This is a genomic window from Methylorubrum podarium (assembly GCF_040270385.1).
GTDB classification, from domain to species: Bacteria; Pseudomonadota; Alphaproteobacteria; order Rhizobiales; family Beijerinckiaceae; genus Methylobacterium; species Methylobacterium podarium.
The window spans coordinates 80,839-94,630 of record NZ_JBELQE010000126.1; the positions used below are offsets into that span (position 1 = coordinate 80,839).

Below are 13,792 nucleotides of genomic sequence, written 5' to 3' on the forward strand. Positions count from 1 at the left end.
GCGGGGCTGCCAGGGCCTGCGCTCAGGCTGGCTTCCGCGCGAGCGCCGGCCGCGGCCTCGCGGATGGCCGTCGCGTCGTCAACCGCCGGTCGTCGGACCCGGCAACGCCGGCCCGCGCCCCGCGTTGTCGGACGCGAAGTCGGAGCGGAGGAACCATGCGCGGCACGAGCCATCCCGTGACCCGTCGGAGCGGCAAGGCCCTCGCCCTGCTGCCGCTCGCCGCGGCCGGGGCCTGGATCGCCTGGAGCCATCTCGGGCTGAACCGGGCCGGCCCTCTGCCCCCGGCCCTGCCGGGGCGGCGCAGCACCCTGCGCACGCGGGCCGGCCGGGTGAACCTCTACGCGGCGGATGCGCAGGGCGGTCGGCCGCTCCTCCTGATCCACTCGATCAACGCGGCCGCCAACGCCTACGAGGTGAAGCCGCTCTACGAGCATTACCGGGGCAGCCGCCCGGTCTACGCGCTCGAACTGCCGGGCTTCGGCTTCTCGGAGCGGGCGGACCGGATCTACACGCCACGGCTGATGACCGACGCGATCCTCGACGCGGCGGCCGAGATCGCCGGCCGCCACGGCGGCGCGGCGCTCGACGCGATCGCGCTCTCGCTGCCGTGCGCCTATCTCGCCCGCGCCGCGCTGGAGCGGCCCGACCTGTTCGCGACGCTGGGGCTCATCAGCCCGACCGGCTTCGACGCCCGCCTTTCCGGGCGCGGGCCGAAGGACGCCCACCGCGGCAACCCGCTGGCACGCCAGCTCGCCGCCTTCCCGCTCTGGGGCCGCCCGCTCTTCGACGCGCTGGTGAGCCGGCCGAGCATGCGCTTCTTCCTGGAAAAGACCTGGGGCAGCCGCGCCATCGACGAGGGCCTGCTCGCCTACGACCAGCTCTCGGCCCACCAGCCGGGGGCCGAGCACGCGCCGTTCTCGTTCCTGGCGGGCTACCTGTTCCCCGACGACACCACGCGGGTCTACGAGGCGCAGACGCTGCCGGTCTTCATGGTGCACGGGGCGCGGGGCGATTTCGTCGATTACCGCCATGTCGGCGAGGTGGCGGGCCGCCCGAACTGGACGATCCGACGGCTCCCCACCGGCGCCTTCCCGCATTTCGAGGATCGCGCGGCGGTGACGGATGCCTACGACGCGTTTCTCGCTGTTCACGGAGCCCAGCCCACCGATCCGGTGACGTGAACGCCTCACGGCCGCTCGACCGCGCTACTCCCCGACCCACTTCTGTTGTAGACACGGGAAGGCGAGGCATGAGCGCCGCATGTGGCCACCCAGCTCCGTCTCGATCACGATCCGCGAGGTCGGACAGGCCGACACGGCGCTCATCGAGATCGAGACGCCGGCCGGACAAGTCCGAATCCTCTGCCGCTTGGAGTGGAGGGGCCGCACGCTCACCCTTCGCGAGGCGCACATCGAGGGACTTTCCAGAGGAGCTTTGGGCCGTGCCGGCCTGAACGCCATTGGGGCCGCGATCCGAACCGAGGCGGATGTCGATGCAGTTGTCGTTGAAGGCGCTCAGAGAACGACGGGAACAGGGCCTCAGCGCGGCCGAAGACCGCCTGCCTTCCGGTATCCCCGTTGAGGTCGTTCTCAGGGCCAGCGCTCCGATCGAGCGGCCCGTCGGCCTCGCCGAGGCTCTGACCGGCTTCGGCCTTCCGCTCGATGCGGCCCATACGGTGCTCAACCGCTTGGTGGAAGGAGAAGCCGTCCCGGTGACGCTGTATCTGACGCAGGGCGGCGAGCTGCCGTTCACGCTGTCGCGGTTCGGCCTCAGCATCGGTGGGGGCTCTGCCCCGGCGCCGCGCCTCGACACCATCCTGACCCGCGATCTGGTCGATTCGATCGAACGCTGGCGCCGGGCGCAACCGGCTCGTCCTTCGGCGGGCGAGGCGCTGGGCCAGATCGTCCGGACGTACATGGCCGAGCATGGCCGGGCGAGCGGCACGGACGAGGCATCGCCTCCGCGCCGCAGGTCCGAGAACTGAGGCACCGTCACGCCGACGCGCGGGCGGCTCCGCTCAGGCGCCCGACGACGGCGACACCGCCTCGATCCGGTAGCGCAGCCACACGGTGCCGTCGTCGAACGGCTCGCAGGCGGTGCGGGTGAGGCGGCGGCGCGCGCCCATGGACGCGTCCTCCCCGCCCTCGACGTCGAACAGGGCCGGCGTGCCGATCACGCCGTCGACGGCCGGCGCCAGCAGCAGGCTCAGTTCGTCCACGAGCCCCGCCTTCAGCATCGAGCCGTTGATGCGCCCGCCGCCCTCGACCAGCAGCCGCTCGATGCCGAACAGAGCCTTCAGCTTGGCCAGCGCCAGGGCGAAATCGACCTCCCGCTCGCCCGCCAGGATGTAGGACTGGCCCCCCGCCTTGAGCCGGCGCAGGCGGTCGTCCGAGGCTTGGCCGGTAGTGAGCACGATGACGTGATCGCCCTCGATGTCGTTGCGCGCGCCCCAATCCATCGCGCCGCGGGCGTCGAGCGCCACGGCGTAGCCGGGCGCGCCGGTGCGGGCGACGTGATCCTCGCGCGACACCGGCCCGTCCGGCGGCTCCGAGGCGAGCGGCTTCGCACTGTCGGCGTAGCCCTGCATGGTGATGCGTCCGCACATCCAGGCGTCGCCGCCGAGGCGCTTGTGGACCTCCTCGTAGTGGGAATCCGCGTCGATGGTGGTCCAGCGCCGGACCTTGATGCGCCCATCGACCGAGGTCGTCATGTGGCACAGGACGTAAGGGCGCTCCGCGGTGTCGGCCATGGGTTCCGGGTTCCTGCTCTCGATGATGGGGGCGGAACTAGACCGGCCGCCCGAGCGGGCCAGGGCGGACCGCCGCGGCGACGCGCCGCCGGCTTGGCCGGAGACGCCCGCGCCGGATAGGCTGACGTCGCGGGATCGGGAGGCGACGGTTCGGGAGGCGACACATGGCGACCTACACCGCGGATGTCCGCTGGGCGCTCGCCGCGGGCGAGGATTTTTTGGCCGGGCGCTACAGCCGCGGCCACACCGTGCGCTTCGACGGCGGCGTCGAACTCGCGGGCTCGGCCTCGCCGCACGTCGTCGGCAAGTGGGCGGTGGAGGCGGCGGTCGATCCCGAGGAGATGCTGGTGGCGGCGCTTTCCACCTGCCACATGCTGAGCTTCCTCCACGTCGCCCGGCTCGCCGGTTTTTCCGCCTGCGCCTACCGCGACCACGCCGAGGGCACGATGGCGGAGATCGCCCCCGGCCGGCAGGCGGTGACGCGGGTGGTGCTGCGCCCGCGTATCGAGTGGGCGGGCGAGAGCCCCGATGCGGAGCGGCTCGCCGCGCTCCACACGCAAGCCCACGAGACCTGCTTCATCGCCAATTCGGTGCGCACCGCGGTGACGATCGCCTGAGGCCGGTGCTTGGCGAAACCGGCCCTGCCGGTGCATGTCCTCGACGACGCCTTCCTTCGAGGATTGAGCATCGTCCCGAAAGGTGGTTGCCGGCTTTCGGAAAAAAGACGATGCAACATCAAAGACCTAGACCATCGTCCCGGATCCGATATCCGGGACGATGGTCTAGACGAGAGGACATTCGAATGACCGACCTGACGCTCGCCGCCGCCCAGACCCTCGTGGCAACCGCCCTGAAGACCGCCCGCGAGAGAAATCTCAAGCCGCTGGCGGTGGTCGTCTACGACGCCCGCGGCGCCCTCAAGTGCCTGGCCGCCGAGGACGGCACCTCCCTGCGCCGGGCGGACGTCGCCCGCGGCAAGGCCAACGGCGCGCTGGCGCTCGGCCTCGGCTCGCGGGCGATCGCCAAGCGGGCGGAGGAGCAGCCGCATTTCGTGGCCGCCGTGAGCCACCTCGTCGGCCCGGACGCCCTGGTGCCGGTGCCCGGCGGCGTGCTGATCCGGGACCATGACGGCCGCCTGCTCGGCGCGGTCGGCATCTCCGGCGACACCTCCGACAACGACGAGATCTGCGCGCTGGCCGGCATCGAGGCGGCCGGGCTCAAGGGGGAGACGGGGGCTTGAGAGGCTCTGGTGTCTCTTCGACGTGAACGCCGCAACCCCCCTCTCCCCGCCGGGCGGGGAGAGGCCGCCTTGCACCCTGTCGTGCAGGGCGGAAGCGAAGTCGGAGCGGGGGTGAGGGGGTATCCCCGGATGAGGTTCCTTCGGACACGCCCCCTCACCGTCGGCTGCCGCCTCGCCGCGCTCCCCGACGAGGGGGAGACGCGGCCCTCTCCCCGCGGGCGGGGAGAGGGGGGTGAATCGGCCGTCCGAGCGCGGCCCGTCCCATGACCCTCCCCAGGCGCACCGTCCTGCACGGCGGCGCGGCTTTGGCCGCCGGGCTCGCCCTGCCCGCCCCCGCGCGGGCGGCCTCCCCGGGCTACCGCCGGGGCAACGACGCCGACCCGGAGACGCTCGATCCGCACAAGACCTCGACGGTCGCCGAGGCGCATATCCTGCGCGACCTGTTCGAGGGGCTGCTGACCTACGACAACTACGGCGCCATCATCCCCGGCATGGCCGAGAGCTGGACCGTCTCCGACGACCGCCTCACCTACCGCTTCCGTCTCCGCCCCGACGGGCGCTGGTCGAACGGCGAGGCCGTGACGGCGGACGACTTCCTGTTCTCCCTGCGTCGCATCCTCGACCCGAAGACGGCGGCGAAATACGCCGAGGTGCTGTTCCCGATCCGCGGGGCCGCCGCCGTCAACGCGGGCGAGGCGCCGCCGGAGACCCTGGGGGCGGCGGCCCCCGATCCCGGCACCCTGGAGATCGCGCTCGCCGAGCCGGTGCCCTATCTCCTCGAACTCCTGACCCACCAGACCTCGCTGCCGGTCCACCGCCCCTCGCTGGAGCGCTGGGGCGACGCCTTCGCCAAACCCGGCAACCTCGTCTCGAACGGCCCCTACGCCCTGGTCGATTGGGTGCCGAACGACCGCATCACGCTGATCAAGAACGCGCATCACCGCGACGCCGCCCGGATCCCGATCGAGCGGGTCGATGTCGTCCCGACCCCCGACCTCGCCGCGGCGGTGCGGCGCTACGCGGGGCGTGAGATCGATTCCCTCTCCGATCTGCCCGCCGACCAGATCGCCTCGCTCAAGAGCCGGTTCGGCGCGCAGGTGCAGCTCGGGCCGGGGCTCGGCCTGCTCGCCATCGCCTTCAACCTGCGCAAGAAACCCTTCGACGACGCGCGGGTGCGCCGCGCCCTCTCGCTCGCCATCGACCGGGAGTTCCTCGCCGAGATCGTCTGGGGCCAGACCATGGCCCCGGCCTACTCGTTCTGCCCGCCGGGCCTCGACAACGCCCTGCCGCCCCCGCTCCTGCCGGGGCGCGACGACGGGCCGATCGACCGCGAGGAGGAGGCTTTGCGGCTGCTGGCGCAGGCCGGTTACGGGCCGGGCAATCCGGTCACCGTCGAGTACCGCTTCAACGTCACCGACAACAACCGCAACACCGCGATCGCGCTGGCGGATGCGTGGCGCGGCATCGGCGTCGTCACCCGCTTCGTCTCCACCGATGCCAAGACCCACTTCGCCTACCTGCGCGACGGCGGCGCCTTCGACCTCGCCCGGATGTCCTGGATCGCCGACTATTCCGACCCGCAGAATTTCTTGTTTCTGCTCCGCACCGGCAATGACGGCTTCAACGCAGGACGCTGGTCGAACGCGCGCTTCGACGGTCTGCTGACGCAAGCCGCAGGGGAGCGCGACGTGCAGGCCCGCGCGCGGATGCTGTTCGAGGCGGAAACCATCGTGCTCGACGAACTGCCCTGGGTGCCGCTGCTGCACTACCGCTCGAAGGCGCTCGTTTCGCCGCGCCTGCACGGGATGCACCCCAACATCCGCAACGTCGCCCCCACCCGCTACCTCCGGCTCGATCCGTGATCGCCCTCGTCGCCCGCCGGATCGCGCAGAGCCTGCCGACCCTGTTCCTGGTCGTGGCCGGCAGCTTCTTCCTGATCCGGCTGGCGCCCGGCGGCCCGTTCGACCTGGAGCGGCCGCTGCCGCCGGCGGCGATGGAGAACCTGCGCCGGGTCTACGGCCTCGACCAGCCGCTCATCGTGCAGTTCGGGCGCTACCTCCTGAGCCTGCTGCGGGGCGATCTCGGCCCCTCCTTCACCTTCCGCGACCTCACTGTCACCGACCTGTTCGCCCGCGGCCTGCCGGTCTCGGCGACGCTGGGCGGCCTCGCCCTCGTCCTCGCGCTGACCCTGGGGCTGGCACTGGGAAGCCTCGCCGCGTTCCATCGCGGCGGGGCCGCCGACCGGCTGGTGGGGCTCGCCGCCTCCCTCGGGCTCGCGGTGCCGAACTTCGTCACCGCGCCCCTGCTCCAGATCGTGTTCGGCCTCGGGCTGGCCTGGCTCCCCGTCGGCGGCTGGGCGGACGGGAATCCGCGCAACCTCGTCCTGCCCGTCCTCACGCTCGCCCTGCCCCACGCGGCGGGCATCGCCCGGCTCACCCGCGCCTCGCTCGGCGAGGTGCTGATCCAGCCGCATATCCGCACGCAGCGCGCCATGGGGCTCTCGCCCGCCCGCGTCGCCCGGCACGCCCTGCGCGGGGCGCTGCTCCCCGTGGTCGCGACGCTGGGGCCGCTGGCGGCGGGGCTGATGACCGGCTCGGTGGTGGTCGAGACCATCTTCGGCCTGCCCGGGATCGGCCGCTACTTCGTCGAGGGCGCGCTCAACCGCGACTACACCCTGGTGATGGGCACCGTGGTGCTGGTGGCGGTGCTGGTCATCGCCTTCAACCTGATCGCCGACCTTGTCGCCGCCGCCCTCGATCCGCGGGTGAGGCTCTCCGCATGAGCCTCGCGCTCGCCGGCCTCGCCCGCCGACGCCTCGCCCGCGACCGCCCGGCGCTCGCGGCGCTGGCGAGCCTCGTGCTGGTCGCGCTGGCCTGCCTGATCGGCCCGTTCCTGACCGGGCACGCGCCCGAGCGGATCTTTCCGGATTTCGTCCGGGTCGCCCCGAGCCTTTCCGCCCATCCGCGGCCCGACGAGGTGCGCCCGGCGCTCCAACGCCTCGCCTTCCGCATGCGGGTCGCGCTGGAGGATGTGACCCGGGAGGGCGACCGGGTGCGGCTGACCCTGTCGGCAGCAAAGCCGATCGACCTGCGCTCCCTCCGCCTGCTGCCCCGCTCCGGCCTGTTCGGCGAGCCCACGGTGCTGGAGCGGTCCGCGGACGGAAGCCGGCTCGTCATCGAGGTGCCGGTCCGAAAACTCACCTTCCTCCTCGGCACCGACGCGCTGGGGCGCGACCTCCTCACCCGCTGCCTCGTCGCGGGGCGGGTCTCCCTGCTGATCGGGCTCACCGCGGCGCTCGCCGCCCTGCTGATCGGCGTCGCCTACGGCGCGGTCTCCGGCATGGCCGGGGGAGCGGTCGATGCGCTGATGATGCGCCTCCTCGACATCCTCTACGCCCTGCCCTTCGTGTTCTTCGTCATCATGCTGCTGGTGTTCTTCCGCGCCGGGCTGTGGCTGGTGCTGGTCGCGGTGGCGGCGGTCGAGTGGCTCGACATGGCCCGCATCGTCCGCACTCAGACGCTCAGCCTGAAGGGGCGCGACTTCGTCCGCGCCGCCGCCGCCCTGGGGGCGGGGACGGGCACGATCCTCGTGCGCCACATCGTGCCGAACACGCTCGGGCCGATCATCGCGGCGGCGACCCTGCTGGTGCCGCGGGTGATCCTGCTGGAGAGCTTCCTGTCCTTCCTCGGCCTCGGCGTGCAGGAGCCCGCCACCTCCTGGGGCGTGCTGATCGCGGAAGGCGCCCGCGCGCTCGAATCCGCGCCGTGGATGCTCGCCGCGCCGGCCGGCTTCCTCGTCGTCACCCTGGTGGCGCTCAACCGGCTCGGCGACGGGCTCGGCGAGGCGCTCGATCCGCGTTTTCAGCGGGACTCGGCCGGCAGGTAGCCCTGGTAGACGATGCGCACCGTGCGCCGCTCGCCGGGCAGCTCCGACACGGGGATGGCCTTCGATCCGCGCAGGGCGGGTGCGGGCTCGACCGGAGCGGGCTCCGACGCGGCCGGTGCGGGCGGCGCCTTGGGGCGCAGGGCCCAGCGCTCGGCGCCGCCCGCGCTCGCCAGGGTGGAGACCGCGATGACGGCCCCCATGGAGGCGAGCCCGGCGGCAAGCGGGGGAAGCAGGATCCTGACGGTGCGGTGCGCGAAAAAAGTCATGGCGGGTGGCCCGGCGAATGGGGCCATTCCACAACCTGAAGCGTTTCCGAACGCCGATAAGCCCTGCCCGCCGGCCGCCGCCGGGTGGGACTTGCGAACACTTTTACCGAGTCAGGGTAAACGGAGGGGCAATGACGAGCCGAGCGGAAGGTCAGGCCGGGACTGCGCCCGAGCGCGTCGCGGCCGGCACGGTCATCGACACCGACATCTCCGCCCGGCTCGACCGCCTGCCCTTCGGCCGTTTCCACACCCTGGTCATCGTCGCGCTCGGCATCACCTGGGTGCTCGACGGGCTCGAAGTGACGCTGGCGGGCGCCCTGGTCGGGGCGCTGCGCAAGGAGCCGATGGCGTTCACCGAGTTCGACGTCGGCTTGGCGGCGAGTTCCTACCTCGTCGGCGCCGTCGTCGGCGCGGTCGGCTTCGGCTGGCTCACCGACCGGATCGGGCGCAAGAAGCTGTTCTTCATCACGCTCGCCCTCTACCTCATGGCCACCGCGGCCACGGGCCTGTCGTGGAATATCTGGAGCTTCTGCCTGTTCCGCTTCCTCACCGGAGCCGGCATCGGCGGCGAGTACACCGCGATCAACTCGACCATCCAGGAACTGATCCCGGCCCGCGTGCGCGGCTGGACCGACCTCGTCATCAACGGCTCGTTCTGGATCGGCGCGGCGCTCGGCTCCTTCCTGTCGATCGCGCTGCTGCGCCCGGAATGGATCGACCCGGCCTGGGGCTGGCGCATCGCCTTCTTCGTCGGCGGCGGCATCGGCCTCGTCATCCTGCTCCTGCGCACCTGGATCCCCGAGAGCCCGCGCTGGCTCGTCACCCACGGCTACGCCGCGGAGGCCGACCGGGTGGTGACGGGCATCGAGAAGCGCTTCACCGACGATGGGATAACCCTGCCCCCGCCGGACGCGTCGCGGCGCCTCAAGCTCAAGGTCCGCAGCCACACGCCGCTCTCCGAGGTGGCGCAGGCGATGTTCGTCACGAGCCGCCGCCAGACCATGGTCGGGCTGGCGCTGATGATCTCGCAGGCCTTCTTCTACAACGCCCTGTTCTTCACCTACGCGCTGGTGCTGGAGCGCTTCTACGACGTGCCGGGCGGCGACGTCGGCTGGTACCTGCTGCCCTTCGCCCTCGGGTCGTTCCTCGGTCCGCTGGTGCTGGGGCGGCTGTTCGACACCGTGGGCCGGCGCCCGATGATCGGCTTCACCTACGGTATCTCGGCGGTGCTGCTCGCCGTCGTCGGCTTCGTCTTCCGCGCCGACCTGCTCGGTCCCGTGGGCCAGACCGCGGCCTGGATGGGGGTGTTCTTCTTCGCCTCGGCCGCCGCGAGCTCCGCCTACCTGACGGTCGCGGAGACGTTTCCCCTGGAGATCCGGGCGCTGGCGATCGCGGCCTTCTACGCCATCGGCACCGGCATCGGCGGCGTCTCGGGCCCGCTCCTGTTCGGCACCCTGGTCGAGACCGGCTCCCGCGACCTCGTGCTGGTCGGCTACCTCATCGGCGCCGGCCTGATGGCGGTGGCGGCGGTCGTCGGCTGGATCTGGGGCACGGCGGCCGAGGGCAAGTCCCTGGAGGACGTGTCGAAGCCGCTGGCCTCGGCGTAAGACTCGATTCTTTGGAGCCGCTTCCCGTCATCCCAGGGCCGCGCAGCGGAACCCGGGATCGACCCGTGATGCGCGGCTCCATGTGGCATCATACGGTTTCCGGTGAATCCCCTCGGGTTTCGTCACACTCCGTCATCGCGAGGCGAAGCCGAAGCGATCCAGGGCGCGACCTTTTCGGAGATGTCGCGCCCTGGATTGCCACGGCTTCGCCTCGCAATGACGGAGGGAGAAGCCGAAGCGATCAAACGGATGACGTTCAAGATCGGAAGCTTTCTTCAAGCTGCGCGCTCCCGGCCGCGAGCGCGGCGTCGATCTCGTCCTCGGTCATCTCTCCTCCGGCGGCCATGGATGCGGCGAGCGTCTCCCGAAGAGCACCGAGGCGCGTTTCCCGTTCCTGGACCAGCCGTAGCCCTTCGCGCACGACGTCGCCGGCAGAGGCGTAACGACCTTCGCGCACGACCTGCTCGATGAAGCCTTCCCAGCGATCGCCCACGGAAACGTTCATGCCGCCCTCCTCACTCAGCTGAGGATAACAGAAAACGCGTGGAACGGATCAGCCGATCCTTGTCGAGGCCGCGTCCGGCTCTCCGCGCCGAGCCGTCCGCCGCAGCCAGATCGCCGAGGCCGTGGCGAGCGCATCGAGCGGCAGGGTCACGGTACCCTGGCGCTTGCCCCATAGCTCCAGCCCGCCGAAGCCGACGTCGCGGATGTCCAGCCACGCGCCGAACGGGAACACCGTCTCGGTGCCCTCGCCGGGGCCGAAGCATTCCTCGAAGGCGAGGGGATCGACCATGATCGCGTCGTACTTGGCGAGGTGGTCGGCGATCGCGACCTTCGAGCGGAACGGGCCGCGGTCGCGGTGGAACGAGGCGAAGCAGGGCTCGAACCCCGTCAGCGTCATCCACATCTTGCCGCCGATGCGCAGGTAGGGCGGGTTCGGACCCTCGGTCCCGAAATTCTCCGGTCCCCAGCCGGCCTCGCGCATCAGGGATTCGGCGAGCGTCACCGGCTCGCCGGGCGGGGACGCGGGGGCCCGCGCGTCGAGCGCGCCCGCGGACCCGGAGGGCAGGCCGGGGCCGGTCACGCCGCCCTCGGCCAAGCGGCCGGGGTCCGAGCCACTCTCGGTCACGCCACCGTGGATCATGCCACGTCCTCGCGCCTGCCGCCGCTCCGCGGGAGCGACCCAACGGCATTATTCCGCATATAGGTCGGGCGGGCGAGAATTTTCTTTCGCGGGCGGCGGGCCGCCGTGCGGCGGAAAATCAGTCCTCGTCGTCGTCCTCGTCGATGCGGCTCATGCCCTTGAGCTTGGCGAAGACCGCATCGGCGTTGAGATCCTCCTCCTCGCGCTCCTCCTCCCGCTCCTCGGCGGCCGGGGCGGTCGAGACCTCGGTCGGCAGGAGCTTGGCGCCGCCATCCGTCGGCAGCACGGCGGGGCGGTCCTTGGCGGCGCGCTGGACCTCGAAGTCGAGGTCGATCTGCGAGCAGAGACCCAGCGTCACCGGGTCCATCGGCTGGAGCGCGGCGGAGTTCCAGTGGGTCCGCTCGCGGATCTGCTGGATCGTCGCCTTGGTGGTGCCCACCAACCGGATGATCTGCGCGTCCTTCAACTCGGGATGGTTGCGGATCAGCCAGAGGATCGCGTTCGGCCGGTCCTGGCGGCGCGACAGCGGCGTGTAGCGCGGACCCTTGGTGGTGCGCTTGACCTCGGGCAGCTTTACCTTCGAGACCGCGACCTTGAGCCGGTAGTTGGGCGACTTCTGCGCCTTCTCGATCTCGTCGCGGGTGAGCTGGCCCGTGGTGATCGGGTCGAGGCCCTTGATGCCGGCGGCGACCTCGCCGTCGGCGATGCCCTTCACCTCGAGCGGGTGCAGCTTGCAGAAGTCGGCGATCTGCTCGAAGGCGAGCGAGGTGTTCTCGACGAGCCACACGGCGGTCGCCTTGGGCATCAGCGGACCTTGGGACATCGGACAAAGCTCCAGGCGATCAGGGGTCGCGGCAGGGAAACGGGCGGGATGCCGGAAAGGCTTCCCCGCGGCCTCCGGCCCGGTCAGGCCCGAAGGATCCCATGTCGCGATGAATGAGGGGATTGCCGCTTATACAGGCGGGACCGGCCGTTGCGCAATCTGGTTCGGGCGCGAAGCAGGGCAATCGCTCGAAGCTGCTTTGGCAGCTTCGCGGCGCCAAGGGGCACGACCAAGAGCGCCGCGCGGAGCGGGCATTTCAGGATTTCGGTCCTGACATGCACCGAGCGGAGCGACAGCCTGAGCCCGCGGAGGCGGGCGCTGGCGATTGAGGCCGGCATGAACCAGGGCAATCGCTTTCAGGCGATTGCCCTGGGCCCGGATCAACGGATCGATCGCCCTTCCAGGGCGGGCCGCAGCGGCGCGACCTCGGCGACGACGTGATCCATGAAGGCGCGCACCCGCGCCGCGTGGCGCAGGTCCGGATGGGTCAGAAGCCAGAGCGAGCCGGCCAGTTCCGGCTCCGGCCCCGAGAGGCGGCGCAGGCCCGCGATCCGGTCGCCGCGGGAGCAGGGCAGCGGGCCGATGCCGACGCCCTCGCTGATCGCCTCGCACAGGCCCTGCACGGTGTTGAGGCGAAGCGCTACCCGCTCCGGCCCGGCGCGGGCGGCGACGAAGCGGGCGAACTGGCCGCCGGCCACCGCCTCGCTCGGCGTGACCCAGCACGCGTCGGCGGGATCGCCCGGCCCGTCCACCGGGCCGTAGACCGCCCAGGCGATGGTGGCGAGCCGGCGCCCGACGAGGTTGGGCGGCGGGTCGCGGGTGGCCCGGAGCGCCACGTCCGCGTCGCGGCGGGACAGGTTCAGCGCGTCCTCGGAGACGATGAGTTCGAGCTGCACCTTCGGATAGCGCGCCCGGAAGCGGCCGAGCATCGGCATCAGCAGATCGGTCACCAGCGTCGCCGCGGCGGTCACGCGCAGCAGGCCCGAGGGCGTCAGCGCACGGTCGGCGACCTCCCGGTCGAAGCGCGCGACCTCCTCCTCCATCCGCCCCGCCGCCGCGGCCATCGCCTCGCCCGCGGGCGTCGGCACGTAGCCGGAGCGGTGGCGCTCGAACAGGCGCGTGCCGAGCCCCGCCTCCACCGCGGCGAGGCGCCGGAAGGCGGTCGAGGGGTTGATGCCGAGATGCGCCGCGGCCGGGGCCAGCGCCCCCCGCTCGGCGATCGCGCGCACGAGGCGGAATTCGTCCCAGGCCACCGGCACCGCGCCCTCCGTCTTGCAAGTTTGCAAGCGTGATTTTGCACGGCAGGGCGTTTCTGCAAACAGCGCGAACCCTCATACTCACCCGTGCATTCGACGCTCGGGCCGTCATGCGCGCGTCGTCCACCGTCTGAAAGCGAACACGCGCTTTCGGGAGGACGCGCCGGGTCCGCGAACAGGAGAGACGACGATGGCGAAGGTTCTGGTGCTCTACTACTCGTCCTGGGGCCATGTGGAGCAGATGGCGCGGGCCGTGGCCGAGGGCGCCCGCGAGGCCGGGGCCGAGGTCGCGGTCAAGCGCGTGCCGGAACTGGTGCCGGACGAGGTGGCCCAGCAGTTCCACTACAAGCTCGACCAGGAGGCGCCGATCGCCACCGTCGAGGAACTGGCCGAGTACGACGCGATCATCTTCGGCACGCCGACCCGCTACGGCAACATGGCCTCGCAGATGAAGCAATTCATCGACCAGACCGGCGGCCTGTGGGCCCGGGGCGCGCTCGTCGGCAAGGTCGGCTCGGCCTTCACCTCGACCGCCTCGCAGCACGGCGGCCAGGAGACCACGCTGACGAGCTTCCACACGGTGATGTTCCACCACGGCATGGTGGTGGTGGGCCTGCCCTACAGCTTCGCGGGCCAGAACGGCGTCGAGCAGGTGAAGGGCAACACGCCCTACGGCGCCACCACGATCGCCGACGGCGACGGCTCGCGCCAGCCCTCCCCGGTCGAGCTCGACGGCGCCCGGTTCCAGGGCCGCCACGTGGCCGGCATCGCGGCCAAGCTCGCGGGCTGACGATCGTCCTTCCCCACCGATCTCGGGCTTGC

The 13,792-nt window shown here is 71.5% G+C and carries 15 protein-coding genes; 9 read left to right on the forward strand and 6 right to left on the reverse strand.

Translation table 11 applies throughout. The features are described 5' to 3' along the window. The first annotated feature begins 155 nt into the window (after nucleotides 1-155). Both ABS772_RS24375 and ABS772_RS24380 read left to right on the forward strand, forming a co-directional pair. Nucleotides 156-1,181: an alpha/beta hydrolase gene (locus ABS772_RS24375; protein WP_350397266.1), complete on the forward strand. Its 1,026-nt coding sequence runs from the start codon at nucleotides 156-158 to the stop codon at nucleotides 1,179-1,181. A 305-nt stretch (nucleotides 1,182-1,486) separates the two neighbouring features. Beyond that, on the forward strand, nucleotides 1,487-1,984 hold the full coding sequence (locus ABS772_RS24380) for a hypothetical protein (protein ID WP_350397267.1): 498 nt from the start codon (nucleotides 1,487-1,489) through the stop codon (nucleotides 1,982-1,984). 33 nt (nucleotides 1,985-2,017) lie between these two features. On the opposite strand, the gene ABS772_RS24385 is transcribed toward ABS772_RS24380, so the two are convergent. Continuing rightward, nucleotides 2,018-2,749, reverse strand: a complete 732-nt coding sequence (locus ABS772_RS24385) for a RibD family protein (protein WP_350397268.1) — start codon at nucleotides 2,747-2,749, stop codon at nucleotides 2,018-2,020. A gap of 164 nt (nucleotides 2,750-2,913) precedes the next feature. Between ABS772_RS24385 and ABS772_RS24390 the strand changes: the two genes are divergently transcribed. The 5 genes from ABS772_RS24390 to ABS772_RS24410 all read left to right on the forward strand — a co-directional run bounded on the left by ABS772_RS24390 (nucleotide 2,914) and on the right by ABS772_RS24410 (nucleotide 7,874). Continuing rightward, complete coding sequence (locus tag ABS772_RS24390) at nucleotides 2,914-3,366, forward strand: OsmC family protein (RefSeq protein WP_350397269.1); 453 nt, start codon at nucleotides 2,914-2,916, stop codon at nucleotides 3,364-3,366. Between the two features lie 185 nt (nucleotides 3,367-3,551). After that, a complete protein-coding gene (locus tag ABS772_RS24395; protein ID WP_350397270.1) occupies nucleotides 3,552-3,989 on the forward strand; it encodes a GlcG/HbpS family heme-binding protein in 438 nt (145 codons plus the stop codon). A 263-nt stretch (nucleotides 3,990-4,252) separates the two neighbouring features. Beyond that, nucleotides 4,253-5,851 carry a peptide ABC transporter substrate-binding protein gene (locus ABS772_RS24400; protein WP_350397271.1) on the forward strand — a complete coding sequence of 533 codons (1,599 nt, stop codon included), beginning with the start codon at nucleotides 4,253-4,255 and terminating at the stop codon, nucleotides 5,849-5,851. Further along, nucleotides 5,848-6,771 carry an ABC transporter permease gene (locus ABS772_RS24405; protein WP_350397273.1) on the forward strand — a complete coding sequence of 308 codons (924 nt, stop codon included), beginning with the start codon at nucleotides 5,848-5,850 and terminating at the stop codon, nucleotides 6,769-6,771. The genes ABS772_RS24400 and ABS772_RS24405 overlap by 4 nt, the downstream gene beginning before the upstream one ends. Continuing rightward, on the forward strand, nucleotides 6,768-7,874 hold the full coding sequence (locus ABS772_RS24410; protein ID WP_238256525.1) for an ABC transporter permease: 1,107 nt from the start codon (nucleotides 6,768-6,770) through the stop codon (nucleotides 7,872-7,874). The genes ABS772_RS24405 and ABS772_RS24410 overlap by 4 nt, the downstream gene beginning before the upstream one ends. On the opposite strand, the gene ABS772_RS24415 is transcribed toward ABS772_RS24410, so the two are convergent. Next, nucleotides 7,850-8,140: a hypothetical protein gene (locus ABS772_RS24415; RefSeq protein ID WP_350397274.1), complete on the reverse strand. Its 291-nt coding sequence runs from the start codon at nucleotides 8,138-8,140 to the stop codon at nucleotides 7,850-7,852. The two genes, ABS772_RS24410 and ABS772_RS24415, sit on opposite strands and share 25 nt — an antisense overlap. A 131-nt stretch (nucleotides 8,141-8,271) precedes the next feature. Between ABS772_RS24415 and ABS772_RS24420 the strand changes: the two genes are divergently transcribed. Beyond that, nucleotides 8,272-9,747, forward strand: a complete 1,476-nt coding sequence (locus ABS772_RS24420) for an MFS transporter (protein ID WP_350397275.1) — start codon at nucleotides 8,272-8,274, stop codon at nucleotides 9,745-9,747. A gap of 256 nt (nucleotides 9,748-10,003) precedes the next feature. On the opposite strand, the gene ABS772_RS24425 is transcribed toward ABS772_RS24420, so the two are convergent. The 4 genes from ABS772_RS24425 to ABS772_RS24440 all read right to left on the reverse strand — a co-directional run bounded on the left by ABS772_RS24425 (nucleotide 10,004) and on the right by ABS772_RS24440 (nucleotide 12,973). Then, nucleotides 10,004-10,252, reverse strand: a complete 249-nt coding sequence (locus ABS772_RS24425; RefSeq protein WP_350397276.1) for a type II toxin-antitoxin system ParD family antitoxin — start codon at nucleotides 10,250-10,252, stop codon at nucleotides 10,004-10,006. 48 nt (nucleotides 10,253-10,300) lie between these two features. Then, the gene (locus ABS772_RS24430) at nucleotides 10,301-10,891 is read right to left on the reverse strand and encodes a hypothetical protein (RefSeq protein WP_350397277.1); all 591 of its coding nucleotides are present in this window, start codon (nucleotides 10,889-10,891) and stop codon (nucleotides 10,301-10,303) included. Nucleotides 10,892-11,009: 118 nt separating this feature from the next. After that, nucleotides 11,010-11,714 (reverse strand): DUF1013 domain-containing protein, encoded by a 705-nt coding sequence (locus tag ABS772_RS24435; RefSeq protein ID WP_238255469.1) that lies wholly within the window; start codon nucleotides 11,712-11,714, stop codon nucleotides 11,010-11,012. A gap of 380 nt (nucleotides 11,715-12,094) precedes the next feature. Continuing rightward, a complete protein-coding gene (locus ABS772_RS24440) occupies nucleotides 12,095-12,973 on the reverse strand; it encodes a LysR family transcriptional regulator (RefSeq protein WP_350397278.1) in 879 nt (292 codons plus the stop codon). Between the two features lie 187 nt (nucleotides 12,974-13,160). Here ABS772_RS24440 and wrbA point away from each other — a divergent pair, with 187 nt between their 5' ends. After that, complete coding sequence (gene wrbA / locus ABS772_RS24445) at nucleotides 13,161-13,760, forward strand: NAD(P)H:quinone oxidoreductase (protein ID WP_350397279.1); 600 nt, start codon at nucleotides 13,161-13,163, stop codon at nucleotides 13,758-13,760. The last annotated feature ends 32 nt before the right edge of the window (nucleotides 13,761-13,792 follow it).

Bases quoted from the DNA above. Each gene is read 5' to 3' on its own strand.
- ABS772_RS24420 (WP_350397275.1), top strand. From the start codon at position 8,272: ATGACGAGCCGAGCGGAAGGTCAGGCCGGGACTGCGCCCGAGCGCGTC.
- ABS772_RS24385 (WP_350397268.1), bottom strand. From the start codon at position 2,749: ATGGCCGACACCGCGGAGCGCCCTTACGTCCTGTGCCACATGACGACC.
- ABS772_RS24435 (WP_238255469.1), bottom strand. From the start codon at position 11,714: ATGTCCCAAGGTCCGCTGATGCCCAAGGCGACCGCCGTGTGGCTCGTC.
- ABS772_RS24395 (WP_350397270.1), top strand. From the start codon at position 3,552: ATGACCGACCTGACGCTCGCCGCCGCCCAGACCCTCGTGGCAACCGCC.
- wrbA (WP_350397279.1), top strand. From the start codon at position 13,161: ATGGCGAAGGTTCTGGTGCTCTACTACTCGTCCTGGGGCCATGTGGAG.
- ABS772_RS24415 (WP_350397274.1), bottom strand. From the start codon at position 8,140: ATGACTTTTTTCGCGCACCGCACCGTCAGGATCCTGCTTCCCCCGCTT.
- ABS772_RS24380 (WP_350397267.1), top strand. From the start codon at position 1,487: ATGTCGATGCAGTTGTCGTTGAAGGCGCTCAGAGAACGACGGGAACAG.
- ABS772_RS24425 (WP_350397276.1), bottom strand. From the start codon at position 10,252: ATGAACGTTTCCGTGGGCGATCGCTGGGAAGGCTTCATCGAGCAGGTC.
- ABS772_RS24410 (WP_238256525.1), top strand. From the start codon at position 6,768: ATGAGCCTCGCGCTCGCCGGCCTCGCCCGCCGACGCCTCGCCCGCGAC.
- ABS772_RS24430 (WP_350397277.1), bottom strand. From the start codon at position 10,891: ATGATCCACGGTGGCGTGACCGAGAGTGGCTCGGACCCCGGCCGCTTG.
- ABS772_RS24400 (WP_350397271.1), top strand. From the start codon at position 4,253: ATGACCCTCCCCAGGCGCACCGTCCTGCACGGCGGCGCGGCTTTGGCC.
- ABS772_RS24375 (WP_350397266.1), top strand. From the start codon at position 156: ATGCGCGGCACGAGCCATCCCGTGACCCGTCGGAGCGGCAAGGCCCTC.
- ABS772_RS24390 (WP_350397269.1), top strand. From the start codon at position 2,914: ATGGCGACCTACACCGCGGATGTCCGCTGGGCGCTCGCCGCGGGCGAG.